Source organism: Streptomyces sp. NPDC005195 (assembly GCF_040608315.1).
Classification (GTDB): domain Bacteria; phylum Actinomycetota; class Actinomycetes; order Streptomycetales; family Streptomycetaceae; genus Streptomyces; species Streptomyces kaempferi.
Genome location: NZ_JBEXHZ010000001.1, coordinates 99,891 through 120,359, shown reverse-complemented (window position 1 = coordinate 120,359; position 20,469 = coordinate 99,891). Strand labels below are relative to the sequence as shown.

Here is a 20,469-nt window from a genome sequence, read left to right as displayed (position 1 = left end):
TCTTCGGGTGCCCGGCCCTCGGTCGTGCCCGGCCCTCGGTCGTGCGCGCACACGGGAACGTGTCCGCCGGGACCCACGGGCAGACGGCGTACGCGGCCCGGCGGCAGCGGGGGACCGACGGTGGTGGACAGGGGCGGCGGATCGGTGCCGGCCGTGCGTCAACGGGGGACCGGCGGGTGCGGATCGGCGGCGGCCGACCCGTGGGCGCGAACGGTCGTTCGGGCGGACGCGGTGGACTCCGGCTCGATCAGGCCCTGGCGGTACGCGATGGCCACCGCCTCGGTGCGGCCCGCGGCGCCCAACTTGGCGAGGATGTTGGAGACATGGACGCTCGCCGTCTTGCCGCTGATGAACAGCTCCTCGCCGATCTGGCGGTTGGTGCGGCCACGGGCGAGCAGTCGCAGGACGTCGCTCTCGCGGGCGGTCAGATCCGCGACGCGGTCCGCGGCGGACGGTGATCCGGCGAGACGGCCGCGCCGGATCAGGGCGTCCACCTCGTCGCGCAACGGCACGGCACCGAGCCGGTCGGCGGTGTCACGGGCGGCGGCGGCCTGCCCGGCGGCCTCCTCGCGCCGGTCCGCGGCGAGCAACGCCTCGGCGAACCGTCTTCTGGAGCGCGCCAGTTCGTACGGATCTCCGTAGTCGAACGCGCTGACGGCCGTCTCCCACGCGGTGACGGCCCGCTCCCGCGCGTCGTCGTCGGTCCGCGGGCGGGCGCGCAGCCATTCCGCCTCGGCGCGGGCCAGCCAGGCGAGGCCTTCCGGACCCTGCCGCGTCCCGTCCTCGCCCTTGGCGGCGGTGCTCCGGGCGATCTCCACCAGTTCGGAGGCGGTGGCGGCCCAGCGGAGGGCCCCGGCCTCGTCGCCGCTCAGACGCAGCCGTACGGCCGCGTCGGCGACCGCGGAGAGCGCGAGCGCGGCGAGCCGCACACCGATGTCGGGCCGCTCGTTGCCGGAGCCGTCGCTGAGTGCCGCGAGACTCTCGCGCAGGGCCGCGACGGCGCCCTCCGCGTCCCCGCGCAGCGCCGCGTCGTCGGTCAGCACGATGCCCGCGACGAGTGAGGCCATCCAGTCGAACGGCCCTGCGAGCAGGGCGCGGGCCCGCTCGACCGCCCCCCGTTCGCCGCGCGCCAGGGCGACGTACAGCGCGGGACCGGTGGCGAACCCGCCCGCCGGCGGCAGCCGTTCGGCGTCGGCGGCGGCCGCCCGGGCGCACTCGTCCCAGCGGCCCAGGGTGTAGAGGATCAGGGACTGGAGGTAGCGCAGCTCCAACGCGTACGGCGAGGACAGGAGTCCGGAGCGGCCCGCTCGCTCCAGTCCCTCGGAGAGCCAGGTCAGGCACTCGTCCAGCGCCCCGGACTCGTAGCACCCGATGGCCAGGTTGAAGAGCGCGCGCATCTCGACGGAGACGTTGCCCGCCTGCCGGGCCAGATCGCGGGCGTGCCGCAGCCGCTCCCGGCCCAGCGGGGTCCGCCGGCTGCCGCCGTCCAGACCGACCAGGGAGATGATCAGGTCGGCCTGGGCGTCGGGCAGCCGGAGTTCCTCGGCGGTGCGCAGGGCCTGTCGGGCCACACGCTGGGCGTCCTCGTCGTGGCCCATGTACCGCGCGGCCATGACATGGGTGGCCGCGGCCCACACCCAGGTGTGCGAGGGGGGCTCGGCCGGGATCATGGCCAGCGCCTCGCTGCTGTACGTGTAGGCGGCCTTCGTGCTGTCGACGCGTATCAGATTGCCCGCGAGGGTGTACCGGACGCGGGCGGCGAGTTCCGAGTCCGCGTCCGAACCCGCCCGGGCGAGCGCGGCGCGGGTGAGGGAGACCGCCCGGTGGGCGTCGCCGGCGTGCGCGGCGGCCGCGGAGGCACGCAGCGTGAGCGTCACCGGCCCGCACGCCGGCGGTCGGGCGGCGGGGTCCACCGCGGACCACAGTTCGAGTACGGCCTCCAGGTGGCGCAGCTCCTCGGCGGGCGCGCCGAGGACCTGGGCGTGGTCGGCGGCTTCCAGGGAGGCGGTGAGCGCGTCCGCCAGGTCGTGGCTCTCGCGCGAGTGGTGGGCGCGCTCGGCCGAACGGGCCCGCCCGGTGAGGAGCCCGGCGAACGTGCCGTGCAGCCGGACCCGCTCGCCCGGCAGCAGATCGGCGTAGACGGCCTCGCGGGTCAGGGCGTGCCGGAAGGAGTACGTACCGTCCTCGCCGGGGACCAGCAGCTGTCGTCCGACGGCCTCGCGCAGCGCCGACTCCAGGGCGTCCTGCGGCAGTCGTACCGCGTCGCGCAGCAGGCCGTGCTCGACGCGCCGCCCGGCGACCGAGGCGGTGCGCAGCACCTGCTGGGCGGTGTCGGACAGTTGCTCGATCCGGATGAGGAGTACGTCGGCGAGGCCGCTCGGCATGGCGGGGGCGGCCGGGTCGACGTCGCCGGGCAGCGCGGCGAGCAGCTCCTCCGCGTAGAAGGCGTTGCCCTCCGCGCGTTCGACGATCCGGCGGACGGTGGTTTCGGAGAGGACCTCCGCCCGCAGGGCGCGCACCAGGCGGGCCACCTCGGCGTCGGCCATCGGGCGCAGTTCGAGGCGGTCCACGGAGGGCAGCCGGACCAGCTCGGCGAGCAGGGGGCGCAGGGGGTGGCGGCGGTGCAGGTCGTCCGCGCGGTAGGAGGCGAAGACGGCCAGACGGTGGGCCGGGGCGCCGGGCGCCGCGTTCTGCAGGAGCCCGCGGCTGAGGAGGAAGCGGAGGAGGTCGCGGGAGGACTGGTCGGCCCAGTGGAGGTCTTCGAGGACCAGGAGGAGGGGGGTGATGTCGGCGACGGCGGCCAGCAGGGCGGCCACCCCGTCGAAGAGACGCAGGCGGCTGCCGGTGTCCGTGGTGCCGTCGGGGGTGCCGGTCCCGGTACCTGCTCCGGTGCCGGTGCCGAGCAGGCGGCCGACCGCCGGGTGGGCGGCGAACGCGGCCGCGAACCGCTCGTCCGCGGCGAGCATGCCGAGGATCTCCGTGAACGGGAGGTAGGGCAGGCCCACGTCACCGAGGTCGACGCAGTGGCCTGTCAGTACCGTCATGTCCGTGCGGGTGGCGTGGGCGGCGGCCTCCGTCAGGACGCGGGTCTTGCCGACGCCGGCGTCTCCGGAGACGAGTACCGCGCGGGGGGTGCCGTTCCTGGCTCGGTCCAGCACGTCGGTGAGCCGGGCGAGTTCGCTGCCGCGGCCGATGAACGGCGTACCGAATGTCTGTGCCACGACCACCATCCTGGCACGCCGTACGCGTGCGAAGGTGTCCTCGCCCTCGCCCCCGCCCCCGCCGCCCCTAACCGTCCCATCCGTCCCTGGGGGCGTGCCCCCAGGGACGGGACGGGCAGAGCGCGGCCGTCCGGCGGATGTCAGGCCGGCGCCTGCTCGCCCTGCGGGACCGCACCCGCACCCCCACCCTCCCGCACCCGCACCCTGCGCAGCGTCACCGACGCCAGCGCCGCCGCGCCCAGCAACAGCACCGCGCCCGTGACGGCCGCCGCGTGCATCCCGTCGGTGAAGGCCTCGCGGGCCGCCCGGACCAGGGCCCCGCCGGTGTCGCCGGGCAGTTGGCGGGCCACCGCCAGCGCGCCGCCCAGGGTCTCGCGGGCCGCGTCCGGGGCGTCGGACGGAATTCCGTGGCGATAGACCGCCGTGCCGATCGAGCCCAGGACGGCCATGCCCAGCGCACCCCCGAACTCCGCGCCGGTCTCCAGCAGGGAGGAGGCGACGCCCGCGTTAGCGACGGGGACCGCGCTCAGCGCCAGGTCCATCATCTGGGACATGACGACGACGATGCCGGCGGCGAGGACCCCGGCTCCGGCGAGTGCCCACCACAGCGCGTCCCTGCCGGTGAGCGCCAGCAGTCCGTATCCGCACGCGCCGAGGACGAATCCGCCGGAGACGACATGGGCGCGGTGCACGCCCTTCTGCACCAACTGCGCGGCCACCGGCGCGGCGACGCCGACCAGGACCGTCGGGAGCAGCGCCCACAGGGCGGCCGCCATGGAGCTCTTGCCGAGCACGGACTGCAGGTACTGGGTGGTGAAGTACGCCGAGCCCATCATCCCGAACGAGGAGACGAGGTTGAGGACGACGGCGGGCGCGAAGCCGCGGCCGCGGAACAACTCGGGGGAGATCAGCGGGGATTCGGCGGTGCGCTGACGCCGGACGAAGAGGGCGGTGAAGAGGAGGCCGACGAGGACCGAGAGGACGTACTCGAACTTCCAGCCCTCGGAGGGGATCTCCTTCACGCCGTAGACGACGGGCAGCACGGCCGCCATCGACAGCGGGACGCTCGGCAGGTCGAAGCGGCCCGGCCGCGGGTTCCTGGACTCGGGGAGCAGGACCGGGCCGAGGACCAGCAGCAGTGCCATGGCGGGCAGGTTGACCAGGAAGACGGAGCCCCACCAGAAGTACTGCACCAGGATCCCGCTCATCACCGAGCCGAGCGCGACGCCGCCGGTCATGACGCCGGACCACAGACCGATGGCCTTCGCGCGCTGGCCGGGGTCCGTGAACATCGTGCGGATGATCGCCATCGTCGACGGCATCAGGGTCGCGCCGCCGACGCCGAGGAGCGCGCGGGCCGCGATCAGTGTCCCCGCGCTGTCGGCGTAGGCGGCGAGGGCGGACGCCGCGCCGAACGCGCCGGCGCCGAACAGGAGGAGCCGGCGGCGGCCGATGCGGTCGCCGAGCGATCCCATCGTCATCAGCAGGCCGGCGAGCACGAACGCGTAGATGTCGAAGATCCACAGCTGCTGGGTGCCGCTCGGCTCGAGGTCGGCGCTGATCGCGGGGATCGCGAAGTAGAGGACCGACACGTCCATGGAGACCAGGAGCAGCGGAAGCATCAGGACACCGAGGGCGGTCCATTCGCGGCGCCCGGCACGGGTGCCGGGCGCGGGAGTCGTGCGCGTCGGGTTCGTCATGGCAGGGACTGTACGTATGTATTAAACGCGTGTCTAGTACGCTCGTTTAAGACGAGCGTGTGTGACGCACGTATGGGACGTTTGTATGGATCGGGGGTAGGGTGACCCGCATGGGACACCGTGACGATCTGCTCGAAGGCGCCAAGCGCTGCCTGCTGGAGAAGGGGTTCGTGCGCACGACCGCGCGCGACATCGTGAAGGAGTCGGGGACGAACCTGGCGTCCATCGGCTACCACTACGGGTCGAAGGACGCGTTGCTCACCCAGGCGTTCGTGGAGCTCGTGCAGGAGTGGGGCGAGAAGTCCGGCCATCATCCGGAGCGGGAGGACACGCCCGGGGGCTCCGTGGAGCGCTTCCACAGCGTGTGGGCGCGGATGCTGGATTCCTTCGAGGAGTACCGGCCCGTGTGGGCGGCCAGCATGGAGGTCGTGACACAGGGGGAGCGGGTGCCGGAACTGCGCGGCCTGATGGCGCAGGCGCAGACCGAGGGCCGGGCCGGGCTCACCGCCATGCTGCTGGGCCTGGACGAGGAGACCCTCGACGAGCGGACCGTGAAGTCCGTCGGAGGCTTCTACCAGGCGCTCCTCAACGGGGTGATGGTGCAGTGGCTCTTCGACCCGGCGAGCGCCTCGACCGCGGACGACCTCACGGAGGGGCTGCGCCGCGTGATCGAGGCGGCGGGCACCGCGCGACGGGACGGCGCGGTGTCTCCGTGACCGTCCCCGGCGGCCCGTTCGCCCGTCCCGGCGACGTCGGCCGGACGCCGGAGCGAGCGCTCCGCGCTCCTCACAGCCGCGCCGCCTTGAGCGCCATGTGCAGCAGCAGACGGTCCTCGCCGTCGTCCAGGTCGAGTCCCGTCAGCTGTTCGACGCGGGAGAGGCGGTAGTAGAGCGTCTGCCGGTGGATGCCCAGCTCGGCCGCGGTGCGCCCGGCCTGGCCCGCGCAGTCGAGGAACACCTCCGCGGTGCGGGCGAGTTCGTGGTGGGCGGGGGAGAGGAGGGTGTGGACGGCGGGGTCCCTGGCGGCCTCGGGAGGGAGAGTGGTGAGGAGGCGGTACGGACCGATCGACGACCACTCGGCGACCGGGCCGAGGCGGGGCTCGGCGAGGACCGCGCGGGCGGCGGCGGACGCCTCCTGCCAGCCGGCCCCCAGCTCCGCGAGCCCCACCCGCGCCCCGGCGACCCCGGCCGCCGCCCGTGCTCCCGAGACCCCGGCGCCTCCCGCGCGCTCCCCCTCCGCCTCCCGTACGAACCGGACGGCCGCCGTCAGCGCCGGCGTCAGCACCTCGGGCGAGCGCAGCCGGACCAGCAGCGCGAGGCTCCAGCCGGGCTCCGCCCCTTCGGAGACGGCAGCGGTGGAGGCGGTGGCGGAGGCGCGGCCGCTCCACGGCACCGTGCACAGGGCGGTCGCACCCGGCACCGTACGGGCCGACGGCGCGTCGTCCGGGTCGGCCGAGGGCCAGGGCGCGACGCACACCAGCGTGTGCAGGCCTTCACCGCGCGGGCCGAGAGCCGCGCGCAGCTCGGCCACGGCCATGTCCCGCTGCCAGCCCCGTTCGGCGGTGAGCACGGCCCGCAGTTCGCGGGTCAGGTCCGCGCCAGCCTGCGCCTCGTCCGCGAGCAGCGCGCCGATACGGGAGGCGACCCCCATGGCGGCGTCCAGCCGCTCCTGCGCCGGTCCCGGGTCGTCGTCCAGGAGCCACACGTATCCCAGCACGACACCCCGATGGCGTACGGGCAGGCAGACGCGTCCCCGGTAGACCCCCGCCTCCGGGGTCGGCGGAATACGGACCGGGTCCGTGGCCCGGGCGATGCCGAAGCCCTCGAACCAGGCGCGGACCGCCGGAGTGGAGCGGCGGGTGAGGATCGAGCGGGTGCGGACGGGGTCGAGGGCGGCCGCGTCGAAGTCGTCGTCGCCGTCACTCCCGTACGCGGCGAAGGCGATCAGCTCGAAGTCCCGGTTCTCCAGGGTCGCGGGAGCGTCGAGCAGTGCCGAGATCTCGTCGACGAGCTCCTGGTACTCGCCGCCGCCGGCCGTTCTGCCCGCCTTGAAATCACCCGTCACACGGGCATTCTCCTCCATCACCCGGGAACCTTCATACAGATGTCTGAGATCCAGGGCACGGATGCGTGACAGCTGTCGATGGCCGAGGATCGGGGGGATCCCTAGGTTTCACGGTGGTTCCCCGTGCCGTCCCCGCCTGTTGTGCGAGGGTTCGCGGCCGTCCGTACTTTCCGTGGAGGTGCCCGTGCTGGGTCCCGTGATTCTCGCCGCGTCGCGCAGCGACCGCATGCGCCGTCTCGTGTCGGCGGCCCCCGGCACCAAGCAGGTGGTCGCCCGCTTCATCGCCGGTGAGAGCGTCGACCAGGTCGTCCCGGTCGTCCAGGACGCCGTCGCCAAGGGGCTCGCGGTCACCCTGGACGTCGTCGGCGAGGACATCACCACGCGCGAACAGGCCTTCGCCGCCCGCGACGCCTACCTGGACCTCATCGAGCACCTCAGGGAGCTGGACCTCGGCACCAAGGCCGAGATGTCCGTCAAGCTCTCGATGTTCGGCCAGGCGCTGGAGGGCGGCCACGAACTGGCGCTCGCCAACGTCCGCCCGGTGGTCGAGGCCGCGGCCGCCATCGGCACCACGGTCACGCTGGACGCCGAGGACCACACCACCCTCGACTCGATGTTCGCCATCCACGAGGAGCTGCGGAAGGACTTCCCCGCGACCGGCTGCGTCATCCAGGCCTACCTGTTCCGCACCGAGGCCGACGCCCGGCGCCTCGCCGCGAACGGCAGCCGCGTACGGCTCGTGAAGGGCGCCTACAAGGAGCCCGCCGAGGTCGCGTACCAGGACAAGGCCGAGACCGACAAGGCGTACGTCCGCATTCTGCGCATCCTCATGGAGGGCGAGGGCTACCCGATGATCGGGTCCCACGACCCGCGCCTGATCTCCATCGCCCAGGAGCTGGCGCGCAAGGCCGGCCGCAAGCTCGACGAGTACGAGTTCCAGATGCTCTACGGCATCCGCGGCGAGGAGCACCTGCGGCTCGCCGCCGAGGGCCACCGCATGCGGGTCTACACCGCGTACGGCACCGACTGGTACGGCTACTTCATGCGCCGCCTCGCGGAGAAGCCCGCCAACCTGCTCTTCTTCGCGCGCTCGATCCTGACCAAGGGCTGAGACCGAAACCCGCTCGACTCAAGGAGTTACGGAACTTATGGACGCTGTGACCCAGGTCCCCACCCCCGTCAACGAGCCGGTGCACGGCTACGCCCCGGGCTCGCCGGAGCGCGCCCGGCTGGAGGCCAGGCTCAAGGAGCTGGCCGAGAACCCGATCGAGCTGTCGATGACCATCGGCGGCGAGAAGCGGCTCGGTGGCGGTGAGCGCTTCGAGGTCGTGCAGCCGCACAACCACAAGGCCGTCATCGGCACCGGCGCCCACGCCACCCGGGCCGACGCCCAGGACGCCGTCGACGCGGCCCTCGCGGCGGCGCCCGCCTGGCGCGCGATGTCCTTCGACGACCGCGCCGCGATCATCCTGCGCGCGGCCGAACTGCTGGCCGGTCCCTGGCGCGAGACCCTCGCGGCCTCCACGATGCTCGGCCAGTCGAAGACCGCCCAGCAGGCCGAGATCGACTGCCCCTGCGAACTGGTCGACTTCTGGCGCTTCAACGTCGCCTACGCCCGGCAGATCCTCGCCGAGCAGCCCCCGGCCAACTCGCCGGGCGTCTGGAACCGCCTCGACCACCGCCCGCTCGAGGGCTTCGTCTACGCGATCACGCCCTTCAACTTCACGGCGATCGCGGGCAACCTGCCGACGGCCCCCGCGCTGATGGGCAACGTCGTCGTCTGGAAGCCGTCCCCGACCCAGACCCACTCCGCCGTGCTGCTGATGCGGCTCCTGGAGGAGGCGGGCCTGCCCAAGGGCGTCATCAACCTCGTCACCGGTGACGGCATCGAGGTCTCCGAGGTGGCGCTGGAGCACCGCGACCTCGCGGGCATCCACTTCACCGGTTCGACCAAGACCTTCCAGTACCTGTGGAAGACGGTCGGCGGCAACATCGAGAAGTACCGCTCGTACCCGCGCCTGGTGGGCGAGACCGGCGGCAAGGACTTCGTGGTCGCCCACCCTTCGGCCGACCGCGCGATCCTCAAGACGGCCCTGACCCGCGGTGCCTTCGAGTACCAGGGCCAGAAGTGCTCCGCGACCTCCCGCGCCTACATCCCGGCGTCGATCTGGAACTCCGGTTTCAAGGAGGAGTTCGCGGCCGAGATCGACGGCCTGACCATGGGCGACGTCACCGACCTGTCGCACTTCATCGGCGCGGTCATCGACGAGCGGTCGTTCGCCAAGAACAAGGCGGCGATCGACCGGGCGAAGTCCGACCCGGCCTGCACGATCGTCGCGGGCGGCTCGTACGACGACTCGGTCGGCTACTTCGTGCGCCCCACGGTCGTCGAGTGCTCGGACCCGGAGAACGAGGTCTTCAAGACGGAGTACTTCGGCCCGTTCCTCGCCGTGCACGTCTACGAGGACGACGCGTACGACGCGATGCTGACCCAGATGGAGTCGGCCTCCGACTACGCGCTGACCGGCTCGGTCGTCTCGGGCGACCGCGCGGCCGCCGCGTACACGATGGAGAAGCTCCGCTACGCCGCGGGCAACTTCTACATCAACGACAAGTCGACCGGCGCCGTCGTCGGCCAGCAGCCCTTCGGCGGCGGCCGCGCCTCCGGCACCAACGACAAGGCGGGCGCCCCGCAGAACCTGATGCGCTGGACGCTGACCCGCGCCATCAAGGAGACGCTGGTCCCGCCGACCGACTACACGTACCCCCACATGGGCTGACACCCACGGGCAGTCCGACGCGGGCCGGGCGGTCGCCGATCAGGGCGGCCGCCCGGCCCGCGCGCGTCCTCGCGGCCGGCGCCGTAGCGGCCGCCCCGCGGCTCCCGCACCGGCCGGCGGCCCGGCGCGCGAGGAGATCGACGGCCACGGAGGGTGCCGGGATACTGGGCGGATGGCCACCCGACTGCGGACCGCCCACACCGCGGACCTCGCGCCCGCCGAACTCCACGCGGTCCGCGCCTTCCTGGACGACGCCTTCGGCGGGGACTTCGCAGACGAGGACTGGGACCACGGCCTCGGGGGCATCCACGCCCTCGTGCACGACGACAAGGGCCTCGCGGGCCACGGCTCCGTGATCCAGCGCCGGGTGCTGCACCGCGGCCGCTCGCTGCGGGTCGGCTACGTGGAGGCCGTGGGCGTCCGGGCCGACGTACGCAGGCAGGGTCATGGCGGCCGGGTCATGGCGGCCCTGGAGCGGGTGATCGAGGGCTCGTACACGCTGGGCGCGCTCTCCGCGAGCGAGGAGGGCGGCCCCCTGTACGCCGCCCGCGGCTGGCAGCGCTGGCCGGGCCGGATCTGCGCCCTGGGGCCGGGAGGTGTGGTGCGCCTGCCGGAGGAGGAGGGCAGCACCTTCGTACGGCCCGTCGTCACCGCGGTCACCCCCGGCCGCCCTCTGCGCGGCGCCCTCGACCCGGCCCACGAGCTGGTCTTCGACTGGCGGGAGGGGGACGTGCTGTGACCGCGGTCCGGGCGCGTCCCCCGACGTCCTCCCCGCGGCGGGTGATGCCGAGCGGACCGTCGGCGCTGGTCAGGCCCGGGTGGCCGGATCCGCCGTCTCAGATAGTAGGAAGTCCGAGTAATTGTGGAGACAGATGCTCCGTCCTCGCTTACGTTTGTAGGAGCCGAACGTCTCGCTAGACCAAGCGAATGGCGGTCCTGAGCCGGCGCCCCTGGCAGGCAACCCCTGCGGCACCGCTCCCCGCCCCTTCCGGCGTCTCGTAATCCCTCACCGCACTTCCGGCCGCCCGTCCCGGGTCCTCCGGAGGCTAAGGAGTCGATTCATCATGGCCGAGACGACCGTCCGCCGAGTCCGTCACGTTTCCCGTTCGAGTGAGTCCGACCGCAAGAACGCGGCAGCCGCCCTCCAGCGAGCCCTGGACCGCAGGGACAACGGCGGTGAGACGGGCCACTGAGGCCCGCCCCCGTCCGTTTCCGTCGATCCGTCCCCTTCGGGCCGCGCCCGGACCCGCCACCTGGTCCCGCGCGGCCCTGTGAGCAGTCCGTCCCCTGAGCCGGGAGCCGCACCCGGACGAGGTGCGGCGCGGGGTCACGCTCCGCGCCGCACCTCGAAGTAGTCGATCCGTTCGCCGTTCTGGGCGAGCGCCGACACCTTGAGCTTCGGCGTCGCGCCGGTCTCCGCCTCCACCGAGAGGAAGGAGTACCCGGTGTAGCGCACGCGCGACCACTCCACGGTGTCGTGCCGCTGCTGCCGCGACTCCGTCCAGTGGAAGGTCTGGACGGGCTCGTGGCGTGCGGCCTTCCCCTCGTAGCTGTCCTTCACCCCCGCGGGGAAGCGGTACAGACTCTTGCCCGCCCCGCCCGCCGTGACGTACACGATCCCGTCCCGGGTCGGATCGGTCGACGCGCCGACCGGCACCGGCCTGCCCACCCCGCCGTCCTTGATCGCGTCGGTGCGCTCGTACACGTGGTTGTGCCCGTTGATCACCAGGTCCACCTGGTGTTCGGCGAACAGCGGGAGCCAGGCGTCCCGCACGCCGCCGTCGGAGGCGTGCGTCGAGGTCGAGTAGGCGCAGTGGTGGAAGAAGACCACCACGAAGTCGACGCTCCCGCGCAGTTCACCGAGCCGCTTGTCGAGCCAGGCCGTCTGCCGGCCGTCCGAGTAGCCCTTGTTGGCGGGGATCTCGTACGACACGTCGTTCGCGTCCAGCGCCACGATCCCGACGTTGCCGTACGTGAAGGAGTACACGCCCGGCGCACGGCGGGCGTCGAAGCCGTTGTCCGGGAGGGACCAGCGTGCCGACTGGCCGCCGTACCCGTTCGACGAGTACCAGGCCTCCATGTCGTGGTTGCCGGTCGTCACCATCCACGGCACCGACTTCGCCACCGACTCGGTCTGCCTGAGGAACAGGTCCCAGGCGCTGGGTTCGTAGACGTCGGACTTCGCGCCGAGGCCCACCGAATCCGCGTAGCAGATGTCGCCCGCGTGCAGATGGAAGGCCGGATGCCGGCCGAGCAGCACCTTGTCGTTGGCGAGCGCGTCGGGGGTGACGCCCTGATCGCCGAAGGCGGTGAAGACGAACTTCTCCGGACGCGCGGGCGCGGTACGGAAGGAGCCGACCGTGGAGTGCCGCTCCCGTGACGCGGGGTCGAACCCCTCGTGGCCGACTCCGTAGTAGTACGTCGTGCCGGGCCGCAGGTTGTCCAGCGCCGCGTGCAGGTAGTACTGGTCCAGTGCGAACCGCTGCCCGGTGAGGCCCGGCGTGTGCAGGTCACGGACCTCCGCCTCGATCCTCCGGCTCAGCCCCCCGGGCGTCAGCCCCACCCGCACGTACGGCTTCCGGACCGCCAGGGGCACCTGCCAGGAGATCCGCATCTGGGTCTTCGGGTCCGCGCCGAAGGCGAGATGACGGCCGAAGGGAGCGACGGCGGAACCGTGCACCTGCCCGGTGGCGGAGCCCGTCCTCGGGACCGACGCCCGCGGCGGGCTCGTCGGACCGGACGCGCAGCCGGCCAGCAGCCCACCCCCTGCGAAGGCGCTCGCCGCGGTCAGCGCGCGGCGCCGGGTGAGCTTCGTCCGCAGGTACTCGTGCTGCTCGGCCATGCTCATACCGCGCGCGAGCTGCTCGGGGATACCGACGTCGGGAGTGTCCATGTTTGAGAACTTCCCAGCGAGTCCCAACGGGCGTCACACATACGGGTGAACACAGGGTGACGGGTTGGCGTGCGGGGACACCGGCTCGTCCGTATGGCGGACACACCGTGTCATCCCATGGGACAGGGGGGTACGGTTCCCTCATGTCTCGCAGCATCAATCTCGCAGTGATCCCCGGTGACGGCATCGGCCAGGAGGTCGTGGCCCAGGGGCTGAAGGTGCTCTCCGCCGTCCTTCCGCAGGATGTGAAGCTGGAGACCAAGGACTTCGACTTCGGCGCCCGGAGGTACCACGCCACCGGTGAGACCCTCACCGAGGCCGACCTCGACGCCCTGAAGCAGCACGACGCGATCCTGCTCGGCGCGATCGGTGACCCCTCGGTCCCGTCCGGCGTCCTGGAGCGGGGCTTCCTGCTCAAGCTGCGCTTCGCCTTCGACCACCACGTCAACCTGCGCCCCTCGAAGCTGCTCCCCGGGGTCGCCACCCCGCTGGCCGGCCAGCCCGAGATCGACTTCGTGGTGGTCCGCGAGGGCACCGAGGGCCCGTACACGGGCAACGGCGGCACCATCCGCAAGGGCACCGAGCACGAGGTCGCCACCGAGGTCTCCGTCAACACGGCCTTCGGCGTCGAGCGCGTCGTCCGCGACGCCTTCGCCCGCGCCCAGGCCCGTCCGCGCAAGAAGCTGGCGCTCATCCACAAGAACAACGTGCTGACCTTCGCCGGTCACCTGTGGACGAACGTCTTCAACAAGGTGGCCGAGGAGTTCCCCGAGGTCACCACCGAGTACATGCACGTGGACGCGGCGACGATCTACCTCGTCACGCAGCCCGAGCGCTTCGACGTGATCGTCACCGACAACCTCTTCGGCGACATCATCACCGACCTCGCGGCGGCCGTCTCCGGCGGCATCGGCGTCGCCGCCTCCGGCAACATCAACCCGAGCGGCGAGTTCCCCTCGATGTTCGAGCCCGTGCACGGCTCGGCGCCCGACATCGCGGGCCAGGGCAAGGCCGACCCCAGCGCCACCGTCCTGTCCGTCGCCCTCCTGCTGCGCCATCTCGGCTACGAGCCCGAGGCCGCCCGCATCGAGGACGCCGTCGCCGCCGACCTCGCCGAGCGCGTCGGGCGGCCCGCCCGGAGCACCGAGGAGATCGGCGACGCGCTCGCCGTACGAGTAGCCGGCTGACCCCGCGCGCTCACCCCAACGAAGCAGCCGCCGGGTCGCCACCGCGCCCGGCGGCTTTTCTTATGCCCTCGCCGGGTGCCACCATCAACCCCTGGGCAACCCCATGGGCCGCATTCACCCCGTTTTCGTCCACGGCCCCGAGCGCGCGATACTCGCGCGATAATCGAACGCGGAGCCGCTGAATGAGGGAATGCTCGGACGTCCTAGCACTGGCCACGGGCAGTACAGGCGTGAGCGCGGCCCGTCACACACAACCGGTGAAGGACAACCACTCATGACGACGCCCACGATCGAGCTCAAGCCCTCCTCGCAGCCCCGCTCGGATGCGGAGCGCGAGGCGCTTCTCACCAGCCCCGGGTTCGGCCGCCACTTCACCGACCACATGGTGACGATCAAGTGGACCGAGGGCCGCGGCTGGCACGACGGTCAGCTCGTCCCGTACGGCCCGCTCTCCCTCGACCCGGCGAACATGACCCTGCACTACGCGCAGGAGATCTTCGAGGGTCTCAAGGCCTACCGTCAGCCCGACGGCTCCGTCGCCACCTTCCGCCCGGACAAGAACGCCCGCCGCTTCCAGGCCTCCGCCCGTCGCCTCGGCATGCCGGAACTCCCCGTGGAGACGTTCATCGAGGCCTGCGACGTGCTGGTCCAGCAGGACAGGGCCTGGGTGCCGCGGCACGGCGGCGAGGAGTCCCTCTACCTCCGCCCGTTCATGATCGCGACCGAGGTCGGCCTCGGAGTGAAGCCCGCCAACGAGTACCTGTTCCTGGTCATCGCCTCCCCGGCCGGCGCCTACTTCCCCGGTGGCGTGAAGCCCGTGTCCATCTGGCTCTCCGAGGACCGCGTGCGCGCCGTCCCCGGCGGCATGGGCGACGCCAAGACCGGCGGCAACTACGCCGCCTCGCTGCTCGCGCAGGCCGAGGCCGCCGCCAAGGGCTGCGACCAGGTCTGCTACCTCGACGCGGTCGAGCACCAGTGGATCGAGGAGCTCGGCGGCATGAACCTGTACTTCGTGTACGGCGGCGCGTCCGGTGAGAAGCCGGTGATCGTCACCCCCTCGCTGACCGGTTCCATCCTGGAGGGCGTCACCCGCGACTCCCTGCTCACCGTGGCCCGCGACCTCGGCTACGAGTCCCGTGAGGGCCGCGTCTCCATCGACCAGTGGCAGCGTGACGCCGAGAACGGCACGCTGACCGAGGTCTTCGCCTGCGGCACCGCGGCGGTCATCACCCCCGTCGGCACGGTCAAGCGCACCGGCGCGGAGTGGAAGCAGTCCGGCGGCGAGCCCGGCGAGGTCACCATGAAACTGCGCGAGGCGCTCCTCGACATCCAGCGCGGCATCAGCGAGGACCGGCACGGCTGGATGCACCCGCTGGGCTAGACCCGGCGCCCGGAGTGCGCCCGTCGTGCTCACGGGTCCCGGACCCCCGGACCGCCGGTCCCGGCGCTCCTTCCGGGGCGTCAGGACCGGCGGTCCGGGGGTCCGGCCGGGGCCGGGGCGCGCGTGGCGGACGTCGCGAGCAGGCGGACGCGGCCCGCGGCGGGGTCTAGAGCCCGCTCTCGGCACGCACCGGTTCCGGTCCGGCCCCGACCGGGTCCGACACCCGCCCGGCCGGAAGGCTCAGGTACGCGACACCCCCCACCAGCCCCGACAGCACGAAGCTGCAGTCCACCCCGCCGGTGAGCGACAGCAGTGGTCCCTCGTAGGAGGGGAGGGACACGGCGAGCAGGCCGACGGAGGCGCCGAGGACCCAGGAGACCGTCGCCCGGACGTTCCAGCCGGCGCGGTACCAGTAGATCCCGCCCCGGGAGCGGCGGTTGAAGACCTGGAGGGCGTCCGGGTCGTAGATTCCGCGGCTCCGGGCGAAGCCGATGAGGGTGATGACCGCCCACGGGGTGCCGATGGCCGTCAGGAGAAGGACGAAGGACGTCATCGCGGACTGCGCGTTCCAGGCGTAGTGGCCGACGAAGACACAGACGGTGGCGACGACGGCGACCGTGAGGGTGGCCCGGGCGCGTGAGGCCCGCGGCAGGATCGCGTCCAGGTCCAGGCCCATCGAGTAGAGCATCAGTCCCGCGTTGCCGACCGAGCCCGCGGAGGCGGTGAGCAGGAGCGGGACCAGGTACCAGGCGGGGGAGGCGGAGACCAGCGGTCCCGCGTAGTCGAGGGCGGCACGGGCCGCGTACGCCGTGAAGGTCCCGAAGAGCTGGGGGACGAGCAGCCCGGCGATCAGCCCCAGCCAGGTGGCGTGCAGGACCCTGCGCGAGGAGTGCCGGGACGGGGAGATGTACCGGGTGTAGTCGCCGAGCAGGGTGATGAACGCGATGGGCCCGGACAGGCCCGCCGCGACCGCCGCGAGCAGCCAGGTCGGCCAGAACGAGCCGAGCAGGTAGCCGCCCGCCTCCGGGAGCGCGGCGGTGGTGAAGTGCGGCGCGTACGCGAGGACGCCGAGGGCGAGCAGCGCGGTCATGCCCACCGCGAGGACACGGGACATGGCGAGCAGCACCCGGTAGCCGTAGACCGCGCCCGCGACGGTGGCGGCGGCCAGGAGCGCGTAGACGACGGCGTAGGCGAGGCCGTCCACCGGCAGTCCGAACAGCCGGTGCAGGACGCCGATCATCACATCGCCGCCGATCCACACGGTCAGCGCGGTGTAGCCGAGGGCGAGCAGCAGTCCGACGACCGAGCCGACCAGCCGCCCGCGGACCCCGAACTGGGCGCCGGAGGAGGTGGAGAGGTTGGTCGCGGTGCGCAGCGAGACCAGCGCCAGGGGAGCGGTGAGCGCCGTGCCGATCACCGTGCCGGCCACGATCGAGCTCACCGAGGACCACCAGTCGAGCCCGAAGGACGGCGGCAGCCAGCCGAAGATGATCACGCCGAGACAGAGGTTGGAGCCGAGCAGGATCGAGACGAGGTCGCGCGGACCGCTGGTCCGCTCCTCGTCGGGGATGGTGTCGACTCCGCGCTGTTCTATCGGCATGGCTGGTCTCCTTCGATCCGCCGCCCGGTTATTTAGAGCGACGTTCAATGTGTCGCTTCCCAGGTGTGCCCGTCAATGCCCCTCTGCCTGTCAATGTTTCCCTCTTGCCTCTCAGTTGTTTAGAGTGATGTTCTAACCAGTGGAAGGCAAGGAGGTGCCGCGTCGTGAGACTGACCCCCACGGAACGTGACCGGCTGCTGCTCTTCGGCGCGGCCGAGCTGGCCCGGGCCCGCCGGGCCCGCGGTCTTCGGCTCAACGTCCCCGAGGCGACCGCGCTCATCGCGGACACCGTGTGCGAGGCGGCCCGGGACGGGCGCCGGCTCGCCGAGGCCATCGAGGCGGCCCGGTCCGTGCTCGGCCCGGACGACGTGCTGCCGGGTGTCGCCGACATCGTCACCGAGGTGCACGTCGAGGCCGTCTTCGACGACGGGTCCCGGCTCGCCGTGGTGAGCGACCCCCTCGGCCCGGGACTGGGGGAGGAGGGGCCGGGCGCCCTGCTGCCGGGTCCCGCGCACACCGAGCCCGAGGCCGACGTGCGGCTGACGGTCACCAACACCGCCACCGTGCCCGTCTCCGTCACCTCGCACTTCCACTTCTTCGAGGCGAACCCCCGGCTCGACTTCCCCCGGGCGACGGCCTACGGGATGCGGCTCGCCGTCCCCGCCGGTTCGTCGGTCCGCTTCGGCCCCGGGGAGAGTGCCGAGGTCGGCCTGCGCCCGATCGGCGGAGCGCGGGTCGCGATCGGGTTCGCCGGGCTCGTGGACGGTCCGCTGGACGCGCCCGGAGCCCGGGAGGAAGCCCTGCGCCGGGCAGCCGCCTGCGGATACCTCGGCGCCGACGAAGCGGAAGGGGACGAACGATGAATCCGTACGAGTACGCCGCCACCCACGGCCCCCGCGCGGGCGACCGCGTCCGCCTCGGCGACTCGGGGCTGACCATCCGCGTCGAGTCGGACTCCCAGCGGCACGGCGACGAGTTCCTCGCCGGTTTCGGCAAGACCGCCCGCGACGGACTGCACCTCAAGGCCGCCGCCGTCCGTGACACCTGCGACGTCGTGATCAGCAACGTGGTGGTGATCGACGCGGCGCAGGGGATCCGGAAGGTCTCCATCGGCATCCGTGAGGGGCGGATCTGCTCGATCGGCCGGGCCGGGAACCCGGACACCCTCGACGGGGTCGACGTCGTGGTGGGCACGGGCACGTCCATCGTGTCCGGCGAGGGGCTGATCGCCACCGCCGGAGCCGTCGACACCCACGTCCACCTGCTGTCGCCGCGCATCATGGAGGCCTCGCTCGCCTCCGGCGTCACCACCGTCATCGGCCAGGAGTTCGGGCCGGTGTGGGGAGTCGGCGTCAACTCGCCCTGGGCGCTGCGGCACGCCTTCTCCGCGTTCGACGCCTGGCCGGTCAACATCGGCTTCCTGGGCCGGGGTTCGTCCTCGTCCGACGCGCCCCTGGTCGAGGCCCTCGCCGAGGGCGGCGCGAGCGGCTTCAAGGTCCACGAGGACATGGGCGCCCACACCCGCGCCCTCGACACCGCGCTGCGCGTCGCCGAGGAGCACGACGTCCAGGTCGCGCTGCACAGCGACGGGCTGAACGAATGCCTCTCGGTCGAGGACACCCTGCGGGTGCTGGACGGCCGGACGATCCACGCCTTCCACATCGAGGGCTGCGGCGGCGGTCACGTGCCGAACGTCCTGAAGATGGCGGGTGTCGCGAACGTCATCGGCTCCTCCACCAACCCCACCCTGCCCTTCGGCCGGGACGCGGTCGCCGAGCACTACGGCATGATCGTCTCCGTCCACGACCTCAAGACCGACCTGCCCGGCGACGCCGCCATGGCGCGCGACCGGATCCGCGCCGGGACCATGGGCGCCGAGGACGTGCTGCACGACCTGGGCGCGATCGGCATCACGTCGTCGGACGCGCAGGGCATGGGCCGTGCGGGCGAGACCGTGCGCCGGACCTTCGCGATGGCCGGAAAGATGAAGACCGAGTTCGGCGCCCCGGAGGACCACGACAACGCACGCGTCCTGCGGTACATGGCCAAGCTCACCATCAACCCGGCCATCGCCCACGGGCTCGCGCACGAGGTCGGCTCCATCGAGGTCGGCAAGCTCGCCGACATCGTGCTGTGGCGCCCCGAGTTCTTCGGCGCCAAGCCGCAACTGGTCCTGAAGTCCGGGTTCCCGGCGTACGGCGTCGTCGGCGACCCGAACGCCGCCACCGACACCTGCGAACCCCTCGTCCTGGGACCGCAGTTCGGCGCGCACGGTGCGACGCCCGCCGAGATCTCGGTGGCCTTCGTCGCACAGGCGGCCCTCGACCAGGGCAACGACCGGATGCCGACGCGCCGGCGCAGGGTCGCCGTGCGCGGCACGCGCGGGATCGGCCCCGCCGACCTGCGCCTCAACTCCCGTACCGGAGCCGTCGACGTCGACCAGCGCACCGGCCTGGTCACCCTGGACGGCGAGCCGCTGCGCTCCGAGGCCGCCGACTCCGTATCCCTCAACCGCCTCTACTTCCTGTGAAGGTGCCCGTCATGACCCCTGCCTCCGACGGCTTCCGGATGCCCGCCGAGTGGGACGCGCACGAGCGCACCTGGATGGCGTGGCCGGGCCCGAACCCCACCTTCGACGACCCCGACGGCCTCGCGCGGGCGCGGGCCGCCTGGGCGTCCGTGGCGCGCGCGGTCCGCCGCTTCGAACCGGTCACCGTCGTCTGCGGGCCGGGGCAGTCACGGGAGGCCGCCGAGCTTCTCGGCCCCGGCGTCGACACCGTCGAACGGGAACTCGACGACGCCTGGATGCGTGACATCGGCCCCACCTTCCTCACCGACGGGAAGGGCGGACTGGCCGCCGTCGACTGGACGTTCAACGGCTGGGGTGCCCAGGAGTGGGCGCGCTGGGAGCACGACGCCAAGATCGGCGCGTACGTCTCGGACCTCGCCGGCGCGCGGACGTACGCCTCGCGGCTGGTCAACGAGGGCGGCGCGATCCACGTGGACGGCGAGGGGACCGTGCTGCTCACCGAGACCGTGCACCTGGGCGCGGAGCGCAACCCGGACTGGACGCGCGAGCGGGTCGAGGCGGAGATCCACGCCCACCTCGGCACCCGCAAGGCGATCTGGCTGCCGCGCGGACTGACCGGCGACTACCCCCCGTACGGCTTCGGCACGCTCGGACACGTCGACATCGTGGCCGCCTTCGCCCGCCCCGGAGTCGTCGTCGCGCACCACCAGCCGGATCCCGCGCACCCCGACCACGAGGTGACGAAGGAGGTCATCGGGCTGCTGAGGGCGCAGACCGACGCGCGCGGCCGCCCCCTGGAGGTCGTCGAGGTCCCGGCCCCGACCGTCCTGGAGGCCGACGGACACTGGGCGGACTACTCCTACATCAACCACTACCTCTGCAACGGCGGTGTCGTGCTGTGCGGCTTCGACGACCCGCGTGACGAGACCGCGGCCGGGATCTTCCGCGAACTGTTCCCCGAGCGGACGGTGACCCTGGTGGACGCCCGTACGATCTTCGCAGGTGGGGGCGGTATCCACTGCATCACACAGCAGCAGCCGAGGGCCTGAGAACTCGCGCGAGCGAGGGTCGGGTAGAACGTACGGGTGAATGTACTGCTCTGTGCCGTGTGCC

Annotated in this window: 15 protein-coding genes; 10 read left to right on the top strand and 5 right to left on the bottom strand. The window is 72.4% G+C overall.

What is annotated here, in order from left to right; all coding sequences use genetic code 11:
* Nucleotides 1–158 precede the first annotated feature (158 nt).
* Together ABZV34_RS00535 and ABZV34_RS00530 are read right to left on the bottom strand one after the other, a co-directional pair.
* Nucleotides 159–3,221: an AAA family ATPase gene (locus ABZV34_RS00535; RefSeq protein WP_356270049.1), complete on the bottom strand. Its 3,063-nt coding sequence runs from the start codon at nt 3,219–3,221 to the stop codon at nt 159–161.
* Nucleotides 3,222–3,361: 140 nt separating this feature from the next.
* Entirely contained in the window at nt 3,362–4,921 is a 1,560-nt protein-coding gene (locus ABZV34_RS00530) for an MFS transporter (protein WP_356270047.1), read from the bottom strand.
* 110 nt (nt 4,922–5,031) lie between these two features.
* Here ABZV34_RS00530 and ABZV34_RS00525 point away from each other — a divergent pair, with 110 nt between their 5' ends.
* Nucleotides 5,032–5,637, top strand: a complete 606-nt coding sequence (locus ABZV34_RS00525) for a TetR/AcrR family transcriptional regulator (protein WP_356270045.1) — start codon at nt 5,032–5,034, stop codon at nt 5,635–5,637.
* A 70-nt stretch (nt 5,638–5,707) separates the two neighbouring features.
* Here ABZV34_RS00525 and ABZV34_RS00520 read toward each other — a convergent pair whose 3' ends face one another.
* On the bottom strand, nt 5,708–7,003 hold the full coding sequence (locus ABZV34_RS00520) for a helix-turn-helix domain-containing protein (RefSeq protein WP_356270043.1): 1,296 nt from the start codon (nt 7,001–7,003) through the stop codon (nt 5,708–5,710).
* A 166-nt stretch (nt 7,004–7,169) separates the two neighbouring features.
* Here ABZV34_RS00520 and ABZV34_RS00515 point away from each other — a divergent pair, with 166 nt between their 5' ends.
* From ABZV34_RS00515 to ABZV34_RS00500, 4 genes are all read left to right on the top strand, one after another.
* A complete protein-coding gene (locus ABZV34_RS00515) occupies nt 7,170–8,096 on the top strand; it encodes a proline dehydrogenase family protein (protein ID WP_356270041.1) in 927 nt (308 codons plus the stop codon).
* 37 nt (nt 8,097–8,133) lie between these two features.
* Nucleotides 8,134–9,765, top strand: a complete 1,632-nt coding sequence (gene pruA / locus ABZV34_RS00510; RefSeq protein WP_356270039.1) for an L-glutamate gamma-semialdehyde dehydrogenase — start codon at nt 8,134–8,136, stop codon at nt 9,763–9,765.
* A gap of 172 nt (nt 9,766–9,937) precedes the next feature.
* A complete protein-coding gene (locus ABZV34_RS00505; protein WP_356270037.1) occupies nt 9,938–10,504 on the top strand; it encodes a GNAT family N-acetyltransferase in 567 nt (188 codons plus the stop codon).
* Between the two features lie 325 nt (nt 10,505–10,829).
* On the top strand, nt 10,830–10,958 hold the full coding sequence (locus ABZV34_RS00500; protein ID WP_095852449.1) for a hypothetical protein: 129 nt from the start codon (nt 10,830–10,832) through the stop codon (nt 10,956–10,958).
* 134 nt (nt 10,959–11,092) lie between these two features.
* On the opposite strand, the gene ABZV34_RS00495 is transcribed toward ABZV34_RS00500, so the two are convergent.
* Nucleotides 11,093–12,658 (bottom strand): metallophosphoesterase family protein, encoded by a 1,566-nt coding sequence (locus ABZV34_RS00495; RefSeq protein WP_356270035.1) that lies wholly within the window; start codon nt 12,656–12,658, stop codon nt 11,093–11,095.
* A 143-nt stretch (nt 12,659–12,801) separates the two neighbouring features.
* Here ABZV34_RS00495 and ABZV34_RS00490 point away from each other — a divergent pair, with 143 nt between their 5' ends.
* Nucleotides 12,802–13,845 carry a 3-isopropylmalate dehydrogenase gene (locus ABZV34_RS00490; protein WP_356270033.1) on the top strand — a complete coding sequence of 348 codons (1,044 nt, stop codon included), beginning with the start codon at nt 12,802–12,804 and terminating at the stop codon, nt 13,843–13,845.
* Between the two features lie 274 nt (nt 13,846–14,119).
* Nucleotides 14,120–15,226 (top strand): branched-chain amino acid aminotransferase, encoded by a 1,107-nt coding sequence (locus tag ABZV34_RS00485; protein WP_356270032.1) that lies wholly within the window; start codon nt 14,120–14,122, stop codon nt 15,224–15,226.
* Nucleotides 15,227–15,392: 166 nt separating this feature from the next.
* Here ABZV34_RS00485 and ABZV34_RS00480 read toward each other — a convergent pair whose 3' ends face one another.
* Nucleotides 15,393–16,826, bottom strand: a complete 1,434-nt coding sequence (locus tag ABZV34_RS00480) for a cytosine permease (RefSeq protein WP_356270030.1) — start codon at nt 16,824–16,826, stop codon at nt 15,393–15,395.
* 164 nt (nt 16,827–16,990) lie between these two features.
* Between ABZV34_RS00480 and ureA the strand changes: the two genes are divergently transcribed.
* From ureA to ABZV34_RS00465, 3 genes are read left to right on the top strand one after another with little or no spacing between them, the layout of a single operon-like run.
* Entirely contained in the window at nt 16,991–17,689 is a 699-nt protein-coding gene (ureA, locus tag ABZV34_RS00475; RefSeq protein ID WP_356270028.1) for an urease subunit gamma, read from the top strand.
* Nucleotides 17,686–19,356: an urease subunit alpha gene (locus ABZV34_RS00470; RefSeq protein ID WP_356270026.1), complete on the top strand. Its 1,671-nt coding sequence runs from the start codon at nt 17,686–17,688 to the stop codon at nt 19,354–19,356. Before ureA ends, ABZV34_RS00470 begins: the two co-directional genes overlap by 4 nt.
* 11 nt (nt 19,357–19,367) lie before the next feature.
* A complete protein-coding gene (locus tag ABZV34_RS00465) occupies nt 19,368–20,405 on the top strand; it encodes an agmatine deiminase family protein (protein WP_356270024.1) in 1,038 nt (345 codons plus the stop codon).
* Nucleotides 20,406–20,469: the final 64 nt, after the last annotated feature.